Origin of the sequence: Bacteroides sp. 51, assembly GCF_010500965.1 — a bacterium.
In the GTDB taxonomy this organism is placed as follows: Bacteria; Bacteroidota; Bacteroidia; order Bacteroidales; family Bacteroidaceae; genus Bacteroides.
Window position 1 is genome coordinate 109,625 of sequence record NZ_QVMI01000017.1, and the last position, 16,592, is coordinate 126,216.

General features: G+C 38.6%; 16 protein-coding genes. 12 read left to right on the forward strand and 4 right to left on the reverse strand.

The window, feature by feature from the left end; genetic code table 11:
• Positions 1-147 precede the first annotated feature (147 nt).
• Positions 148-495, reverse strand: coding sequence for a translation initiation factor (locus D0T87_RS13820; protein ID WP_163175723.1), 348 nt, complete (start codon positions 493-495; stop codon positions 148-150).
• Positions 496-597: 102 nt separating this feature from the next.
• Here D0T87_RS13820 and D0T87_RS13825 point away from each other — a divergent pair, with 102 nt between their 5' ends.
• From D0T87_RS13825 to ispF, 4 genes are all read left to right on the forward strand, one after another.
• Positions 598-3,222 (forward strand): DUF5686 and carboxypeptidase regulatory-like domain-containing protein, encoded by a 2,625-nt coding sequence (locus tag D0T87_RS13825; protein ID WP_370526847.1) that lies wholly within the window; start codon positions 598-600, stop codon positions 3,220-3,222.
• A gap of 118 nt (positions 3,223-3,340) precedes the next feature.
• Positions 3,341-3,997: a redox-sensing transcriptional repressor Rex gene (locus tag D0T87_RS13830; protein ID WP_163175724.1), complete on the forward strand. Its 657-nt coding sequence runs from the start codon at positions 3,341-3,343 to the stop codon at positions 3,995-3,997.
• On the forward strand, positions 3,998-4,612 hold the full coding sequence (locus D0T87_RS13835) for a fumarylacetoacetate hydrolase family protein (protein ID WP_163175725.1): 615 nt from the start codon (positions 3,998-4,000) through the stop codon (positions 4,610-4,612). It begins immediately after the preceding gene.
• A 98-nt stretch (positions 4,613-4,710) separates the two neighbouring features.
• On the forward strand, positions 4,711-5,187 hold the full coding sequence (gene ispF / locus D0T87_RS13840; protein ID WP_163175726.1) for a 2-C-methyl-D-erythritol 2,4-cyclodiphosphate synthase: 477 nt from the start codon (positions 4,711-4,713) through the stop codon (positions 5,185-5,187).
• Here ispF and D0T87_RS13845 read toward each other — a convergent pair.
• The 3 genes from D0T87_RS13845 to D0T87_RS13855 all read right to left on the reverse strand — a co-directional run bounded on the left by D0T87_RS13845 (position 5,173) and on the right by D0T87_RS13855 (position 8,489).
• A complete protein-coding gene (locus D0T87_RS13845) occupies positions 5,173-6,927 on the reverse strand; it encodes an SWIM zinc finger domain-containing protein (RefSeq protein WP_163175727.1) in 1,755 nt (584 codons plus the stop codon). The genes ispF and D0T87_RS13845 overlap by 15 nt on opposite strands.
• A 33-nt stretch (positions 6,928-6,960) precedes the next feature.
• Complete coding sequence (locus D0T87_RS13850) at positions 6,961-7,440, reverse strand: HU family DNA-binding protein (protein ID WP_163175728.1); 480 nt, start codon at positions 7,438-7,440, stop codon at positions 6,961-6,963.
• A 308-nt stretch (positions 7,441-7,748) separates the two neighbouring features.
• The gene (locus D0T87_RS13855) at positions 7,749-8,489 is read right to left on the reverse strand and encodes a helix-turn-helix transcriptional regulator (protein WP_163175729.1); all 741 of its coding nucleotides are present in this window, start codon (positions 8,487-8,489) and stop codon (positions 7,749-7,751) included.
• A gap of 94 nt (positions 8,490-8,583) precedes the next feature.
• Between D0T87_RS13855 and D0T87_RS13860 the strand changes: the two genes are divergently transcribed.
• From D0T87_RS13860 to D0T87_RS13895, 8 genes are all read left to right on the forward strand, one after another.
• Complete coding sequence (locus D0T87_RS13860; RefSeq protein WP_163175730.1) at positions 8,584-8,793, forward strand: hypothetical protein; 210 nt, start codon at positions 8,584-8,586, stop codon at positions 8,791-8,793.
• A complete protein-coding gene (locus D0T87_RS13865) occupies positions 8,786-10,822 on the forward strand; it encodes a DDE-type integrase/transposase/recombinase (RefSeq protein WP_163175731.1) in 2,037 nt (678 codons plus the stop codon). The genes D0T87_RS13860 and D0T87_RS13865 overlap by 8 nt, the downstream gene beginning before the upstream one ends.
• A 49-nt stretch (positions 10,823-10,871) precedes the next feature.
• The gene (locus D0T87_RS13870; RefSeq protein ID WP_163175732.1) at positions 10,872-11,723 is read left to right on the forward strand and encodes an ATP-binding protein; all 852 of its coding nucleotides are present in this window, start codon (positions 10,872-10,874) and stop codon (positions 11,721-11,723) included.
• Position 11,724: 1 nt separating this feature from the next.
• The gene (locus D0T87_RS13875) at positions 11,725-12,483 is read left to right on the forward strand and encodes a hypothetical protein (protein ID WP_163175733.1); all 759 of its coding nucleotides are present in this window, start codon (positions 11,725-11,727) and stop codon (positions 12,481-12,483) included.
• The gene (locus D0T87_RS13880) at positions 12,464-13,657 is read left to right on the forward strand and encodes a head maturation protease, ClpP-related (protein WP_163175734.1); all 1,194 of its coding nucleotides are present in this window, start codon (positions 12,464-12,466) and stop codon (positions 13,655-13,657) included. Before D0T87_RS13875 ends, D0T87_RS13880 begins: the two co-directional genes overlap by 20 nt.
• A gap of 25 nt (positions 13,658-13,682) precedes the next feature.
• A complete protein-coding gene (locus D0T87_RS13885; RefSeq protein WP_163175735.1) occupies positions 13,683-14,567 on the forward strand; it encodes a hypothetical protein in 885 nt (294 codons plus the stop codon).
• 95 nt (positions 14,568-14,662) lie between these two features.
• The gene (locus tag D0T87_RS13890; protein ID WP_163175736.1) at positions 14,663-14,929 is read left to right on the forward strand and encodes a transposase; all 267 of its coding nucleotides are present in this window, start codon (positions 14,663-14,665) and stop codon (positions 14,927-14,929) included.
• 409 nt (positions 14,930-15,338) lie between these two features.
• On the forward strand, positions 15,339-16,556 hold the full coding sequence (locus D0T87_RS13895) for a transglutaminase domain-containing protein (RefSeq protein ID WP_163175737.1): 1,218 nt from the start codon (positions 15,339-15,341) through the stop codon (positions 16,554-16,556).
• The last annotated feature ends 36 nt before the right edge of the window (positions 16,557-16,592 follow it).

Below are 16,592 nucleotides of genomic sequence, written 5' to 3' on the forward strand. Positions count from 1 at the left end.
ACAGGGATTGGGTAAATCCCTTATTTAACAGATGTTAGTTATGAGGGTTTCTACACAGTTTTACTTCATTTCCATACCGTTATACACTAAAATCTGAGTTTAATGCCGTTGCGATAGAATGAATATCATTAACCTATGATTTAAACCTCACCCTGCTGGTTTTGTTTTGGTATAACCTTCTTTCTGTAGGAGTTCCAGTATCCTTTGTTTAAAGTCGCCCTGAATGATGATTTCTCCATCTTTGACTGCGCCCCCTACGCCACATTTTGTTTTCAATAATTTGCCCAAGTCTTTAAGATCATCTTCTGTGCCGATAAATCCTGTGATCAGAGTGACAACCTTTCCCCCTCGGTTTTTGCGGTCCAGTTTTACACGCAGATTTTGCTTGGAAGGTGCCAGGGTTTCTAGTTCTTCAGAATTCTCTTCCTCGTAATTATAATCGGGATTGGTAGAGTAAACGACATTCAGTCGGCTTTTCCAGTCATTATTCTTCATATTCTTTTTCTTTATTTGAGATCAAAAATAATATTTAGTTCTTAGCTCTGCAATTTTTGCTTACTTTAGTCGTCTAATAAGCGTAATTATATCTGAAAGATAATGATGAAACTAAAGATTCTATTCCTTTTGCTCAGCCTTTTCTCTTTACCTGCCTTTTCGCAGGTATTTAAAGGAAAGGTGGTGACTGATAACGGAGAGCCTATACCTTTTGCTACACTCTATATCCACGAAATAAGTGCCGGTTTAACAACCGACGACAACGGTTACTTCCATACAGTTCTGAAACCCGGTAAATATACCTGTGAAGTTTCGTCTCTTGGATATATCCGCCAAATCCTTACGATTGAGGTACATAATAAAGACATTGAGCAGAATATTATCCTGAACGAGCGGATATATCAATTGCGGGAAGTCAGTATCACGAAAAATAGTGAGGACCCCGCCTATGGCGTAATGCGGCAGGTCATTGCTTATGCACCTTATTACCGTTCGTTTGTAAAAAGCTATACCGCAGGTACTTACTTGAAAGGTACGGGCAAAATAAACAAAATTCCAGCCCTCCTTAAAATCTCTAAGAGTGTGAGGGAAGATGCAAAGAAGTATGTTGGCCGTCTTTTTGTGTTGGAAGAGCAGCGACGCGTAACCTTTACAGCTCCCAATACGTGGAATAACGAAGTGAAAGCATATACAAACTCTTTTCCGGACGAACTACAAGTGAGCCTGGAGACGGTTAATATCAATCTTTATCAACCCACCATTTTCGGAAAAACGTCTCCTATAGGACCAAGCGCATTTTCGTATTATCAGTATAAACTCGAAGGATTCTATACGGAAGGCGAACATTTAATAAATAAGATACGGGTGATTCCTAAAAAAGGTAATCCGGAACTGGTTTCGGGTTATCTTTATATCGTCGAGAATCTGTGGTGCTTATCGGCCGTTGATCTTAAGGCAAGCTATTCGGGGTTTGATGCATCCGTAAAGGTAACATGTAAGGAAGTCAGATCATCTGTTTTTCTGAATACCTCTACAACCCTGAAGGCAGATATAAATGTAATGGGCATAAAAGCAGAAGCTTCTTACCTTTCGGCCATCCATTACACTGATCTGAATATCGATGCTACTATTTTTGTTCCCGGTAAAGATACACAAGATCTGGATAAAGTGGCTTCGGATAACCATTCTTCGCTGACAAAAAAACAACAGAAACTTCAACAACAGATAGAGCAGTTGAGTAAGAAAGAAGAACTCACCACCCGCGATGCATATAAACTATCTAAGTTGGTCGATAAAGCAGTGGCAGAAGCCGATACCACCCATTTCAAGAACAAGTACGAGCGCAGGTCATGGGAATATGACGTAAAGAAAGATTCACTGGCCGATAAGCGCGATTCAGTTTACTGGGCAGCTGTCCGCAGTGTGCCTTTAAAACCGGAAGAGGTACAAAGTTATGCCTATAAAGAAACGCTGAAACCCTTAAATGATTCTTTAGGTAGGGGAAATATTAACAAAGAAAAGGTATCTGATGTGATTCTGCAAACCCTCTTGTTTGGTAAAACATTTAAATCTAAGAATGAAAAATCCTGGATTACTTTAGGCAGCTATAGCACCTATGTGCCGGAGTACAATTTTGTAGATGGGCTTTGGATTGGTACTAAACTAACTGCCGGAGTCAAACTGAATGCACAAACCAAGCTAAACTTTACTCCGGAGGCTTATTATACCACCGCCCGCAACACATGGCTGGGCAGCGGTCTGTTGGTCTTAGACTATGCCCCTCGCCGATTGGGCAAACTTTCTCTGAGTGGAGGCGCTTTGTCGGCTGATTTCAATGGTGAGAGTGGTGAAAGCAGGATGATCAATGCCATGTCTTCCTTGCTCTTTGCCCGTAACGATATGAAATTCTACGATAAACGTTTTCTCTCTCTGGATAATGAGATAGAACTGGCCAATAGTTTATTACTATCTACCGGGTTTACCTGGCAAAGGAGAGAAGCGTTGGAGAATTCGGTAGAGAAAGATTTATTCAAGAAACATGCTAAACCCAATCTGCCTCGCCATCCGGACTATTCTCCAATGCAGCGTAACGAACTGATGAAGGCATCTGTTTCCCTGCAATATACTCCGGCCCGTTATTTCCGGATGTTTCAGGGGCGTAAATATTACCGGCCTAGCGAATACCCCACATTTACGGCAAAATATGAGAAAGCATTTTCGCATGGAGGAGATGAGACATTGTCCCCCTCTTTTTATCGTACAGAACTGTCTGTAGAACAGGAGTTTGAATTCGGACTATTCAATCGTATTCACTGGTTTGTGAATGGGGGCGCTTTCTGGGATGCAGAAGATATACAGTTTCCGGATTATAAGCACTTTGCCACCACCCGTATTCCGGTGACCGATCATTCTCTTAACCAAGGGTTTGCTTTATTGGATAATTACGCTTATTCCACCAACACTCGTTGGGCGCAGGCAAACGTTTCCTGGTATACGCCCTATTTGCTCCTGAAACACCTGCCTTTTCTGAAAAAGAAACGCTATGATGAAGCATTACATTTACGTTCGCTTGCCGTCTATAAGAGGCCCGTTTATTGGGAAGCCGGGTATTCTATCGGCCGTTCGGACTTGCTGCGCGTTGGTGTTTTTGTGGGTTTTGAACGCACGAAATTTGATGCCGTTGGTGTTAGTGTATCTCTACCTTTGTTAAAACTTCTAGGAAAATAAAGCTTTTCCTATCAAAAAGTTATATATTTAGAGATTAAAGACGGCGAGGTGCCGCATCTCAAATAAAAAATGTATTTTTGTCAAACTTAAAACGTTAGAGACTAAGAAAAAAACGATTATGGATGCTCCAAAACGTCATAAAGACAATATAAAAGTACCTGAACCGACTTTGCGCCGGCTTCCCTGGTATCTCTCTAATGTAAAACTACTAAAGCAAAAAGGCGAACAATATGTGTCTTCTACCCAAATATCGAAGGAGATAAATATTGATGCCTCGCAAATAGCAAAAGACCTTTCTTATGTGAACATTTCGGGCCGGACGCGCGTTGGATATGATGTTGACACGTTGATTGATGTGTTGGAGGACTTTTTAGGGTTCACCAATATCCACCGGGCTTTTCTTTTTGGGGTAGGTAGCCTGGGCGGTGCATTGCTGGGCGACTCCGGTCTTAGCCATTTCGGGTTGGAGATTGTAGCTGCTTTTGATGTAAATCCGCGGAAGGTTGGAACCAGCATTAATGGCATTCCGATCTTTCATTCCGATGATTTCCTCCGGAAGATGAAAGAGTATAATGTGAACATTGGAGTGCTGACCGTTCCGATTGAGATTGCCCAGAAGATCACCGATACGATGGTTGACGGCGGAATTAAAGCGGTTTGGAACTTTACCCCTTTCCGTATCCGTGTTCCCGAAAATATTGTAGTCCAGAATACATCACTTTACGCTCACCTGGCGGTGATGTTTAACCGTTTGAACTTTAACGAATTCGAGTAAATGAAAATTATTGCTGTAGGAATGAATTATGCCCGGCACAATAAAGAGTTGGGGCATACTGTCGTGAATGAAGATCCTGTGATCTTTATGAAGCCGGATTCGGCTATCCTTAAGGATGGTAAACCGTTTTTTATCCCAGATTTCTCGGATGAGATTCATTATGAAACAGAACTTGTTGTACGCATCTGTCGTCTGGGAAAGAATATTGCTGCCCGCTTTGCCTATCGTTATTACGATGCGGTGACTGTAGGGATTGATTTTACAGCCCGTGATTTGCAACGTAAATTCCGTGAGGTGGGTAATCCGTGGGAGTTATGCAAAGGTTTCGATAATTCAGCGGCCATCGGTACATTTGTCCCCCTGGAACAATTTTCGGATAAAGAGAACCTGAATTTCCATCTTAAAATCGACGGAAAGGAAGTGCAACGAGGAGATACGGCCGATATGCTTTTCAAGATAGACGATATTATCGCTTACGTCAGTCAATTCGTAACCTTAAAAATTGGCGACCTGTTATTTACAGGAACCCCTGCCGGAGTCGGCCCAGTTTCTCCCGGGCAACATCTTGAAGGCTATTTAGAACATGAAAAATTGTTGGACTTTTATATAAGATAGCGGCAGCGGCAAGGTGCTGCAGCTAGGTGCCGCATGGTATCCCCCTTTGGAGGGGGTAGGGGGAGGACGTATTGTAGTGAAATAATATAAATCAGAAAATGAAGATAAGAGTAGGATTTGGTTTTGATGTCCACAAGCTTGTTGAAGGGCGTGAACTGTGGATCGGCGGTATTCGTCTTGAACATGAAAAAGGTCTGCTGGGACATTCTGATGCAGACGTATTGATACACGCTATTTGTGATGCCTTGCTGGGAGCTGCTAATATGCGCGATATCGGTTATCATTTTCCCGATACAGCCGGAGAGTTCAAAGATGTAGATAGCAAGATCCTACTCGAAAAAACCGTGCAACTCATTGCCGGAAAAGGCTATACCATAGGCAATGTCGATGCAACCATCGCCGCCGAACGACCTAAACTAAAAGCCCATATCCCTGCTATGCAAGTTACCCTTGCCCGACTGATGGGCATTGACGAAGACGATGTATCCATCAAAGCCACAACAACCGAAAAGCTGGGTTTCACAGGCAGAGAAGAGGGTATTTCTGCTTATGCTACGGTGTTAATACATACTTAGTTCTTCCATCATGGCACGCCTGTTTTTATAAGTAGTTCTGAACTCTGCAACGATAACACCAACGAGCTTATCTCCTCCCATTATTGTTTTCATTTTCTTGAGAGTCTGAGCAATATGTTGGTAATGTCCTCTTCCTATGTTCTTTTCTGCATAATTCAGTACATAGTTAGAATATATATCCAGCAGTTCATTTGGATAATGCGCTTTGAGATGGGGGAGGTATCTATTGACACTATCTACTCCGGAACTGCTATTCTTCTTCACCCAAACCAGTAATTTTTCATATTCCTTTTCTTCTGCATAAATATCAGCTTCTACTTGCCTGAAGTCAAACTTTGTTTGTTCTATCATCTTTAACAGAAATGCTTTCCAAAGGTCTGGTTCTATGTGTTTTTTAAGTAAATGGTAAACCTTCATGTCTCCGTTCTGTTGGATGAATAGTTCTCTTCCGGTTTCTATCAGTTCGCTAGTGCGGTTTAATGTGGTCAATAACTGAAGTTTGAGTTCTTTCCATCGTGTAACAAGATAGTATTCTTTAGACTTCTGTACACGCTCAATAGCTTCATCAGTCAGTATTAATGCTTCCTGGTATTTTTCTAATCTCATGAGTCGTTCGATCTCGTCCTGACGTATTTCCGGTAAATGCAGGAACTGTAGAACTATATGATTGGCTTCTTCTTCTCGTTCCAGCTCTCTTAGGATATTGATTTTTTCTCTGACGAACTGAGTCTTTTCATTGTTTTCAGTTTGTGAGTCAATTATTTGAGTAAGATATTCGAGTGCTTCCTCTTTCGAGCGGCTCTGTATATTCAGTTCATGAACGAAGTCGTCTATCGGGAAAACAGCTCCATCTTCAAATGCCTCTTCATCTTTTATCTGGTCAATTGCGGCGCATATTTCGGCTTTGAGTATATCGGATGTATTTGAATTATCGATAATTTCGAGAAGGAATTCGCAAGCTTTTTCGCATTCACAGTTCAGATAACCATCATCTTCATAATAGTTGTATTCGCTTTGATCGTAGTTGCGGGCAACGACTTCCAGTATCTGTATGGCTATGGCTGCGGCATCTCCCAATGCTCCTGACTCAAACAAAAATGTGGCTTTCTCGAGATGTTTTGACAAATTGCGAGCTGTTGCTTCATAATCTATATCCGAGTCATAATCGCCATACCTATGCCTCGAACGTCTTGAGGTATGAAAAGTGTATGAATTAGCAACATCCTGATCGTAAGTTGTTGATAAGTGGTCTGTGTTTTGGATTGGAATGAAGTGTTTTTGCGCATCTTCAGCAAACACCGGATGCTCTATGGCATACTGACAAATAAACTCAATGATTTCCTTCTTGTCGGCTTGCTTAAGGGCGTCTCGCAGCAGTAATTTGGTTTGCGATGGCTGACTATCGGTTTGCCCGGCTGAGACGGCTTCTTTTGTTTTTGATCTATCTTTGGCGGAAGTGAATATTGCTATAGCCTTTTGTTGATCTCTGATAGCGAAAAGAGTAGCTACTACATGTTTGCATACAGCGCCATCGTAAGGACAATTGCAGAACCAACTTTCGACCTGGTTTTTGCTGATAGATAATTCAACAGTGTAAAGCTCAGTACCTTCTACATAGGCTAGCCATTCTCCCGGCTCAGTTTCATTTAAGTCTGTAATGGCCTCACTGTTATAATAGTCTTTGCCCCGGTATAAGATTTTGGGGTCTATTTGTAGTTCGAAATCAGGAAAACGAATCATAAGCTTGTTGAATTTGGGTGTTTATCGGGTTTATTATTCAATACCATCAGGAGCAGGAAGCGTTGCATCTTCTTCCTGCATTTCTTTAGTCAGCAGTTCTTTTGGGAAATAGTATTTGAACGGAACACGCAGGCAGGGCACTTGCTTCATGCGGTATGCCAGTCCCCGGTCTGCCGTAAAATAGATGCGCGATACACTCACTTCGCTTGGCGTAATCTGTGTAGGATCTTTAAACCCTTTGCTGGTTAGCGACGTTTGGAACGTCCCCAAATCTTTGATGGTTACAGAGCGCCCCATTTCCAATACTTTTTCTATTGTAGCTGCCAGTTCGATGATCAATCCCTGAATCTCTCCCCGGCTGAAAGTGGTATGATCGGAAATCATCCACGCCAGATCTTCTTCTGTAACGCCTCCACCCTTCTTTTGCAGCTTTTTGGCAACGGCGTACCACATTTCTTCCCTTTCTCCTTTGATAACATTCGCTTTTTTGCGAACAACATACGGTATAGACATACTTATCTTCTTTTGGTTCGTTATTTTAAATACTATAATGTATAGGGGGCAATAACAAAGTGCGTAGTTCGGCAATTACTACATATTTCGCTCTATTTGTCTGATTATTAATTAATTATGAAAGTTTACTCTTGAGACTACAAGAACAGAAAAAGTTAACATTGCTTTCCTTTTGCTTTCCATATTTCCCTGAAAATCAAGAAAAAGCACCTCTTTTGCTTTACATTCAGCTTATAAGTCTTATCACGCATTTTGTTTTTGCCGATAAAACCCCTCATAAAAATCGTATTTTATACCCTCATTATTTGTCACTTTACCCCCTCATTTTTCTCAAGAATATGATCTTGGATCATGTCTTTATATCTCTCCATATATTCAATTGAATTAATTATCTGACGTGTCCAATGTCGAGTGATTTCTTTAATGTGAAGAATATATAATATTTCCTTTAATTTAGGATCATCCAATTTATGAGTATCTGAATTGAACTCAAATAATATTTCCTTCCAATATAAGGGAAATGGTTTAAGTTCTTTGAATTTTTCAATCATAAAGTCTGGGCCTCCATAGTAATGAATAATACTGCTTAAACTAATATTAGAGTTATATACTTCTTCCAATTCTTCCAAAAAGGTTTGAACCAACTTTTCATTCTCTTTAAGGGATAATTTTTCATAATATCTGATCTGCTGATATTCATAATTGGATGGAAGAAAAGACATACCGTTAAAGTACTCCGAAAAAAATTCTTTATGTCTCTCTATCAATTCTGATTTATTAGCATCCATATTATCGGTATGAGATTTATAACCTAAAATATCACTATTGGCAATATTGGAAAAGGGATTTGTGAAAATATTACCTTTCCCTTCGTAGAACCAATCAAACGAAACCCCCATCTTCCATAAAGCATCAGTGACTTTCACGTTTATAGGTTTTTTCCCACTTTCTATACCTGAGTAATAGGACTGCTTAATACCTATTTTTTCTGCAAATTCTTTTTGATTAAGATTCATGCTTTTCCTAATCTCTTTTAATTTATTGCTCATAGTGATTTTAATTCATTAAAATATTGCCAATAGAAATATATTGTTATATATTTGCAAACGGATAATTAACCACAAAGATAGAAATAATATGTATTTGTCAAAAGAAGAAAGGTTGAGGATAAAGAATGAACTCCCTCATGGAACTCAAGCATCTATTGCAAATAGCCTTGGCATTAGTAGAGCAGCCGTTAATAAATACCTTAATGGGAATAGTGCCAGCGTAGATATTGAAGAGGAGGTGATAAAAGAATATAAGAAATTTAAAATCAAAAGGGAAGAAGTAAAAAAACTCTTCAATGAATAATTTTATATCAAATAAAGAGGGCTTTTTTGTTTCCTATTGTTTCTTGGAAAAAACAGGAATAAGTAGAAAAACTATTGAGAATTGGAATATTCGTGGTTCAAAGGTTGTCAAAAATAAAGAATATTCTTATATCCTCTACTATTCTATTCCTGAGCCTACACGCAAGAAACTTCCTACTTTGGAGGAACTAAAAAAGCTAAAATTAAAACAAGATCGGGAAGAAAAGTCTCAAATGCTTTTTGAACGCATTTTGAATAACATGCAAACGGCTTACGAATGTAAGTTTCCACAGTATCGGGAAATATACAAAGAATTAGGTTGTTCTGATATTCAGGCAACAAAATATGCCCGTCTCCATGCTGTTTGGCAATACTTCATTGATACATATTATTCAGAACCGGGACTTATAAGTCCACTAAAAGAGGGTACGAAGGCCTATAATATTGTAAATCCAGGTAGGGATATTCAAGAGAGACGTTTTCTTGAGATATTAAGGAATGCTCAGAAATATGGTATTCCATCTGTGGTGATTGGAAAGCCCAAACACGGGCGAAAGAAAGAGTTCACCGAGATGTACAAATACTGGGTTATGCAACTTGCTAGTTCTGGTAAAGCCTATTCTCAAGCATACATTCATAGAGAAATTGAGGAAATGTGCGCTGAACTGAATTGCAAAGTACCTAGTATACGTACAATCGGAAATATATTCAATGAGATTAAAGCTATAGTAGCTGAAGGTAGATACGGAAAGGATAAAACTTTGTATGATAAAATGGCCTACGTCAGCATATTACGAGCAGAAAACGCAAATGATCAACACCAAATAGATGCTTGGAGAGTTCCATTTTTAGTAAAAGGCTATGAATCAGTTTATTTGTTTTATGTGTTGGATGCATGTAGCAGTAAGATTGTTGGTTACCAAATTGCTGAAACGGAGAATACAGAAACCATCTTAGATGGTTTGGAAGATGCAGTAAGAAAAACTGGAGCACTACCTTATGAAATCGTTTCAGACAACCATAGCTTCAACCAAACTAAAATTGCAGAAGAATTTAAAAAGCAACTTGATCAATTAGGATGTACATGGACTGTTTCAAGCAATCCACGATATAAATCACTGATTGAAAGGAGTTTCAGAACTTTCGGCGAGCAATACTGCAAAGAACACTATGGTTATATTGGGAGCGGTATCAAAAGCAAGGGAAAAGATGCACGTACCTCACAGGAACTATTCGATTCCTATACTTCTGCAAATGGATGGCTTTCAATAGATCAGATCAAAGCTATATTAGTGTATTGTGTAGAAGAATTCAATAAACGAACTGATAAACACGGGCTTACCCCCAATGAAAGATATGAGAATTCCCAACGACCCAATGAAATCCGGCTCGATAATCTGGACGTTAATCCTGACTTCTATCGCCTATTTACTCGTGATATGCAAAATATGCTTATTCGGAAGCAACAAATTTCTATAGTACGTTCAGGTGTAACCTATGAATATCTGCTCAATTCTGAATTAGCTAGTGTATGGAATGACAAACAAGTACGTGTACGCTATATTAATTTAAATGAGGGTATTTACATCTACAACCCTGAAACAGATGAGGCCTTAGGTTTTGTACACAAGAAAAGGCAGGCTCACGGAGCACTGGCTAATCAGACGGACGAAGATACAAAGACTATGAGCATTGTAAATTCAGTCAACAAAGCGGTCAAAAACAAACATAAAGAAGCCCAACGAGAACTAGCCGAAAAAGCTTATCGGATTGATGAGCGGGCGGCTGAACTTGTAAATCAAAGACTTGTACCTAAAAATGTAGTAGAAGAAATAAAACGTAGTACTCTACTATCCAATGAGTTTAGACGCAATGGTGGCGATATGATGACTGTTTCTGATATTCCACAACGAAGCGAGGCCAATACCGCCAAACCGGAAGATAAGGAAAGAATAAAAAAGGCCGAAAGCCCTTTTCATGTAACTGAGAAAGTAACTATCGACCTTAATAAATTATTATCTGATTATTAATTCCAATATGCTATGCTGGAACATAACATATTGATAACCAAATAACATAATGAAAAATCAAAGGACAAATTTACCTGAAAAAACCGAGATTAAAAAGGCGGTGAATGATTATTGCAAAGAAAAAGGTATCAGCAAGTCTGATTTTGCCGTAAAGAGTGAGGTAAGCCCCGCCACGCTCTCATCTTTGGAGAAAGAAAAATGGTTTGACCTCTCTGATGCAATGCTATTACACATTTGGAACTTCGTGAGGCAAAACGATGTAGACCAGTTGTACCAAAGTAATGATTTTATCAGTGTGTTCAATATGTGTGATAAAGCACGCAAACACTGTTTTATGTTAGGCTTAGTGGCAGATACCGGAATGGGAAAGACCACTGCCTTAACGACTTATGCAAAGCAAAGAAACGTGTTCTACGTGCGTTATAGCAAAAGTATGAACACTAACCAGTTCTTTGCCAACCTATTGCGTGAAATGGCAATACCTTTTTATGGTACACTAAATGAAATGATCTCCCGTGTATCAGACTATCTGAATAGATTGGATACTCCTTTGGTGATCATTGATGAATCCGGCAAGCTTACTCATTCCATGATACTGGCCTTACATGAGTTACGGGATAATACTAAAAGTAATTGCGGTATTGTACTTGCCGGGATGCCCTATTTTAAAGCAAATATGCAAAAAATGGCCACTAAAGAAAAGGAGGGCTACGCAGAGTTTCTGAGACGCATAAACATTTGGCACCAGTTTACTGGGTTGCAGCAATCCGAAGTTGTGGAGATATGCAAGCTACATGGCATAACTGACAAAGAACGCTTGCGTAAATTGAAATATGTTAGACGCTTTGGTGATTTGATGAATGAGATTTATTTGGAAAAGGCATTAAATGGAGAGTTGTAAGATGGAGAATGAAAAGGATAATGTTTACAAAGTCTTATACTATGATCTTCTTAATCAGAAGGATAACCTAATTATACAGATTAGTAGCCTAAGAAACGAATTACGATGGACAAAGATCACATTGGATAAAGCTCGGTTAGAATACTCCATTATTACCGGGGAAGATTGTTCTAGCTGGCCAAAATTAACCTGGGAGGAGAAAAGAAGTATCTATAACAATATAAACCCTTTCATTAATGATGAGGAAGTAAATATAGTAACTATGGATAAAAAAAATGCAGGAAAGCCGTTAACCCCGGCACAATTGAAAATGATTCAAACCTTATTTAGCAAACAGGGGTTTGAGAAAGAGGATAAAGCGGATATAATAAGCAAGCTAACCAACGGTAGAGCCGCCAGTACAAAAGACGTTACTTTCAGTGAGGCTAAGTATCTAATAGCCTACTTGAAAGGCGAAATAAAGCCTCAAAAAGACTATCCGGAGAAACGACAAAGAATATACGATCAGATATATGCGCTTTCTCGCGATATAGGTATCTGCTATGGCGAAACCGAAGAAGATGATTTAATGAACGCAGCCAAGTTGAATAGATTTTGCCGGGAACGTGGAACAGTAAAGAAAGACCTTACAGAAATGAGCCTATTTGAGTTAAGAAAGACACTGAATCAGTTTGAAGCAATTAATCACAAAGGGTTAGATAACGCAGTTAATTCATTGATAAATAAAAGTTTAAAAAGTAATGAGAAAGCCACTAAGTAGTAGTTCTGTTTTCTTCAACAGTATAACAAATGAAGATAATTCGATTTCCATTCTCTTATATGGAGATATAGGAAACTATGACAAAGTAATACCAGGAGATATAGTATCTCAATTGATGGAATTATCTTCCCTGCATGAATCCATTGAAATACATATTAATTCCAACGGTGGAGACGTTTTTTCCGGGATTGCAATATACAATGCTCTAAAAGGATCCAAAGCCAATATAACCATCTATATTGATGGCGTTGCAGCTAGTATTGCCGGTGTAATCGCACTATGTGGTAAGCCTCTGTATATGAGTAAATATGCTAAGCTTATGTTGCATAGTGTAAGTTGTGGAGCCTATGGAAACAAAGATGAATTTAAAAGTATGGTTTCTACAATTGAAGATATTGAAGATACATTGGCTGAAATGATTTCTTTACGTTGCCAGAAAAGCATAGAAGAAATTAAGGAACTCTATTTTGACGGTAAAGACCATTGGATTAGTGCTAATGAAGCTTTGGAGGCTGGATTAATAAATGGTATTTATGATATAGAAGAACCATTAGACGAAAAGAGTACAGAGGATATCTATAACTATTTCAATAACAAGTTCAACCCACTTATAAAAACAATTTCCATGAATTTTATTAATCGCATCAAAGAACTTCCATCTTTTTGCGGGATGAAGACCGAAGAGCAAATTTACAATCATATTGTAGAACTGGATAAAAATAATCCTAGGGATGCCCGTTCATTTGTAAATCAGGCTATAGGATTAGGTGTCATAACGGATAAGGAAGGAACCGATATAATCGCTTTATCCAATGGTAATATGCCTCGTATCCGACAGTATATAGAGAAGAAAGAGCATGAGTACCAACAAGCCTTTGAAATGAATTATAATCAGATTATCAGGAATAAGTTTAACTATAATGCAATATGTAATCTACCTGAGAGTTTTCTGAATAAGGAACTTAAGGCGTTGGCTAAAAGCGACTTTAATGCTTTTAAGGAAATGGTTCTAAAGTCGAAGAAAAGAAGAGTTGTTGATGAAATTCATTCAGGTAAGCAGAAAGATGAAAATAATTGGACTTTAGAAGATTATCGCAGATATGCGCCACATAAATTAAAATCTATTCCTGGGTTGTATAAATCACTTTTAGAGCAAGAAAAACAATTAAAATAATATTCATTTTAAAATTTAGTAAATTATGTCAGATGCAAGATTAGAAAAAGAGATTTGGATAAATCAGTTAATGGAAAACTTTTATCCTGATAGTTCTTTCCTTAATTACGTAAAGGATTTCTCTACATTAGTTGATAACAATGCAATAAACATGGCGGAAGTGGGTGTCGATCCTAAAGTATTGATCAACAATACAACTTACCCCATCAAAGTAGTACAGCGGGTAGATAAGCTCATACGCATTGAATTGGATGTATTTGAAACAGAAAATACATTGGTTAGAAGACCCGTAGCAATCGAATATAGCTACGATCAGCTGGAATCGGTATTGATGGGACACCGAAATGTTTTAAGGGCGCGTACAGCCGAGAAAGCAGCTCATGCATTTGCACCACAAGAAGATGCAGACTTCACGCCTGTTATAACTACAACGGGAAACATTGTTGGCGCACGCAAAAGAATTACCATAGAGGATATTCTTTTATTGAAAGAGCGCTTTGATGATATGAATGTTCCACAGGAAGGCCGGTACTTGGTTCTCAATCCCAAGCATCTCTCCGACCTGATTCTATTTGATGTAAAAGCGTTCAAAGACCTTACAGATATTGTTAATGGACAACCTAAACGTTTTGCTGGTTTCAGCATTCTGCAAACATCCATTACCCCTAAATACAATGCCACAACAAAGGGAAAAGTTGATTTTGATGCTGCCCCTGCTAGTACTGACACCTTTTGTTCTTTTGCATTTCAAGGTGGTGAGGTGATGAAAGCCGATGGAGAGGTCTTTATGTATGCAAACGAAAATGACCCTCAGGAACGTGGCACAATCGTAGGCTTCGATAAACGCTTTATAGCGTTACCTATCAGAGGCAAAGGAGTTGGTGCTATTGTTAGTTCTGTAGCTTCTTAAAAAGATACCACTCACATACAACAAAAGCGGCTTTTGGGTAACTGAAAGTCGTTTTTTATTTGTTCGTAATTCAAAGTATATGAGTATTTTTGTATATGGTAAAAGGAAGGGATAAATTACTTGTAGAAAAGCGAGATGAAGCATTATTGAGGCGTTATCATTATTGGACTGAGATACAACGTTTGAGGTTTGATGATGCTTTAAAAATACTATCTCACAAGGAGTTCTTTATATCAGAAGAACGAATTATGGCTATTGTGCGTGCAAACTGTAATAAATTGGATGATATAAAAATCATGCCAGTTCCTAAGGTTAGAAAGCCCAAAATTACAGAGGACGACTTACGACTATTGACAGAGTAAGAAAGGTGTAAGGGTACTCTTACACCTTAATAAGCACAAGCTTGAAGTTATCGCGCCCTTTCGGCTTCACCACAAAGATACATAATAGAATCTAAATACGACTCATAAATACGCTCTCTTCATTTACTGTAGTACGCACTTTGTTTTTGCCGATTTTGTTTTTCTGATTTTGCCGCTTACAAATGTTCTGCATTTGATGCAGCATTCGTTGATTAACTTAAGAACATCGTGGCGACCAGATGTACAGGTGGTCAGTGACCAAATGTACAACTAGTCATCGACCACCTGTACATCTAGTCAGCATGAGCTTACCGGCAAAGATAAGATAACATACGGTGAAATGCAAAGGATAATAGTGTGTTGTCTAATAAATTTTCCTATTTTTGTCGCTAGATTAATATATATTGCTATGAAGAAAATACTTATTATGCTGACTGCCTTGGTTATCTCGTTAACCGTAGCAGCACAAACAGATTCGCAAGCTTTTAACGAGTTTATCCCTAAGTATGAGGCGCTATACGAAGCATACCAGAATCATTACAAAGAAAAAGATTTTGAACAAACAAAGGAGAGTTTGCAAGAAGCATTGGCTTTGATCGACAACCTCAACTTGTCTGAAACTGAACTGGAAGATTATCGGCCTATTCTTCGGATGCTTAAAGCAAGCACGTATTATAATCAGGCTTGTACCTATTCTTTGCTCAATCAGAAAAAACAGGCGCTAAGTGCTTTTGAAAAAGCGATCGAATTTGGCTATTCAGAATATCAACACGCCAAAAAAGATCGTGATCTGGACAATATCCGGAAAGAGAAAAAGTTTACTCTCCTTATGGATAAACTTAGGGTTTATGACAAACTTTATATTCTGCAACATGCGGGCGACTATCAACAGGAAAATACCGATTCGTTGCCTAAGTTTACTTATCAGCCGGCTACAAACAGGAATCTAAAAGAAGTCAAACAATATTTTAATCTCGATTCTATTGCAGGTAATGGAGATGAAGTGACGAAGATCATAAATATACTCTTATTCGTTACCCATAGCGTAAAATACGACGGTTCAAACTGGGCGTTATGCGAGTTCGATGCTATTGATTTCTATAATTATCACAAAGCAACAAGCAAAGGTATAAATTGCCGGCATAAAGCCATGATGCTGAACGAACTTTATCTTGCTATGGGGCTTAAATCAAGATATGTTACCTGTATGCCAGAAGATCCGGAAGATCCCGATTGTCACGTTATAAACTGCGTTTATTCGGAAACTTTGGAGAAATGGCTTTGGATGGACCCATCGCACGGCATTTATATAACAGATGAAAATGGTAATTTACTAAGCATAAGTGAGGTGCGCAACCGGCTGAGAAATAATCAACCTCTAGCCGTAAATAAAGAAACAAGTAAAACAAAAGAATGGTATCTTGATTATTATATGGCTAAGAACCTGTACTGGATTCAATGTACCAATGTCAGTCGGTTTAATACCGAGAGCCGATACCGTAGCCAAGATAAAGATCTGCTTTATATATCGTTGCTCCCTATGGGATATGGTGAAGAAAACCCATATTTGAAAGGTAATATTGTAACACATGATCCGGATTATTTCTGGCAAGTTCCGGAGAAATAAACTGCCATGCCTATACCAGCTGATATTAGCATAATA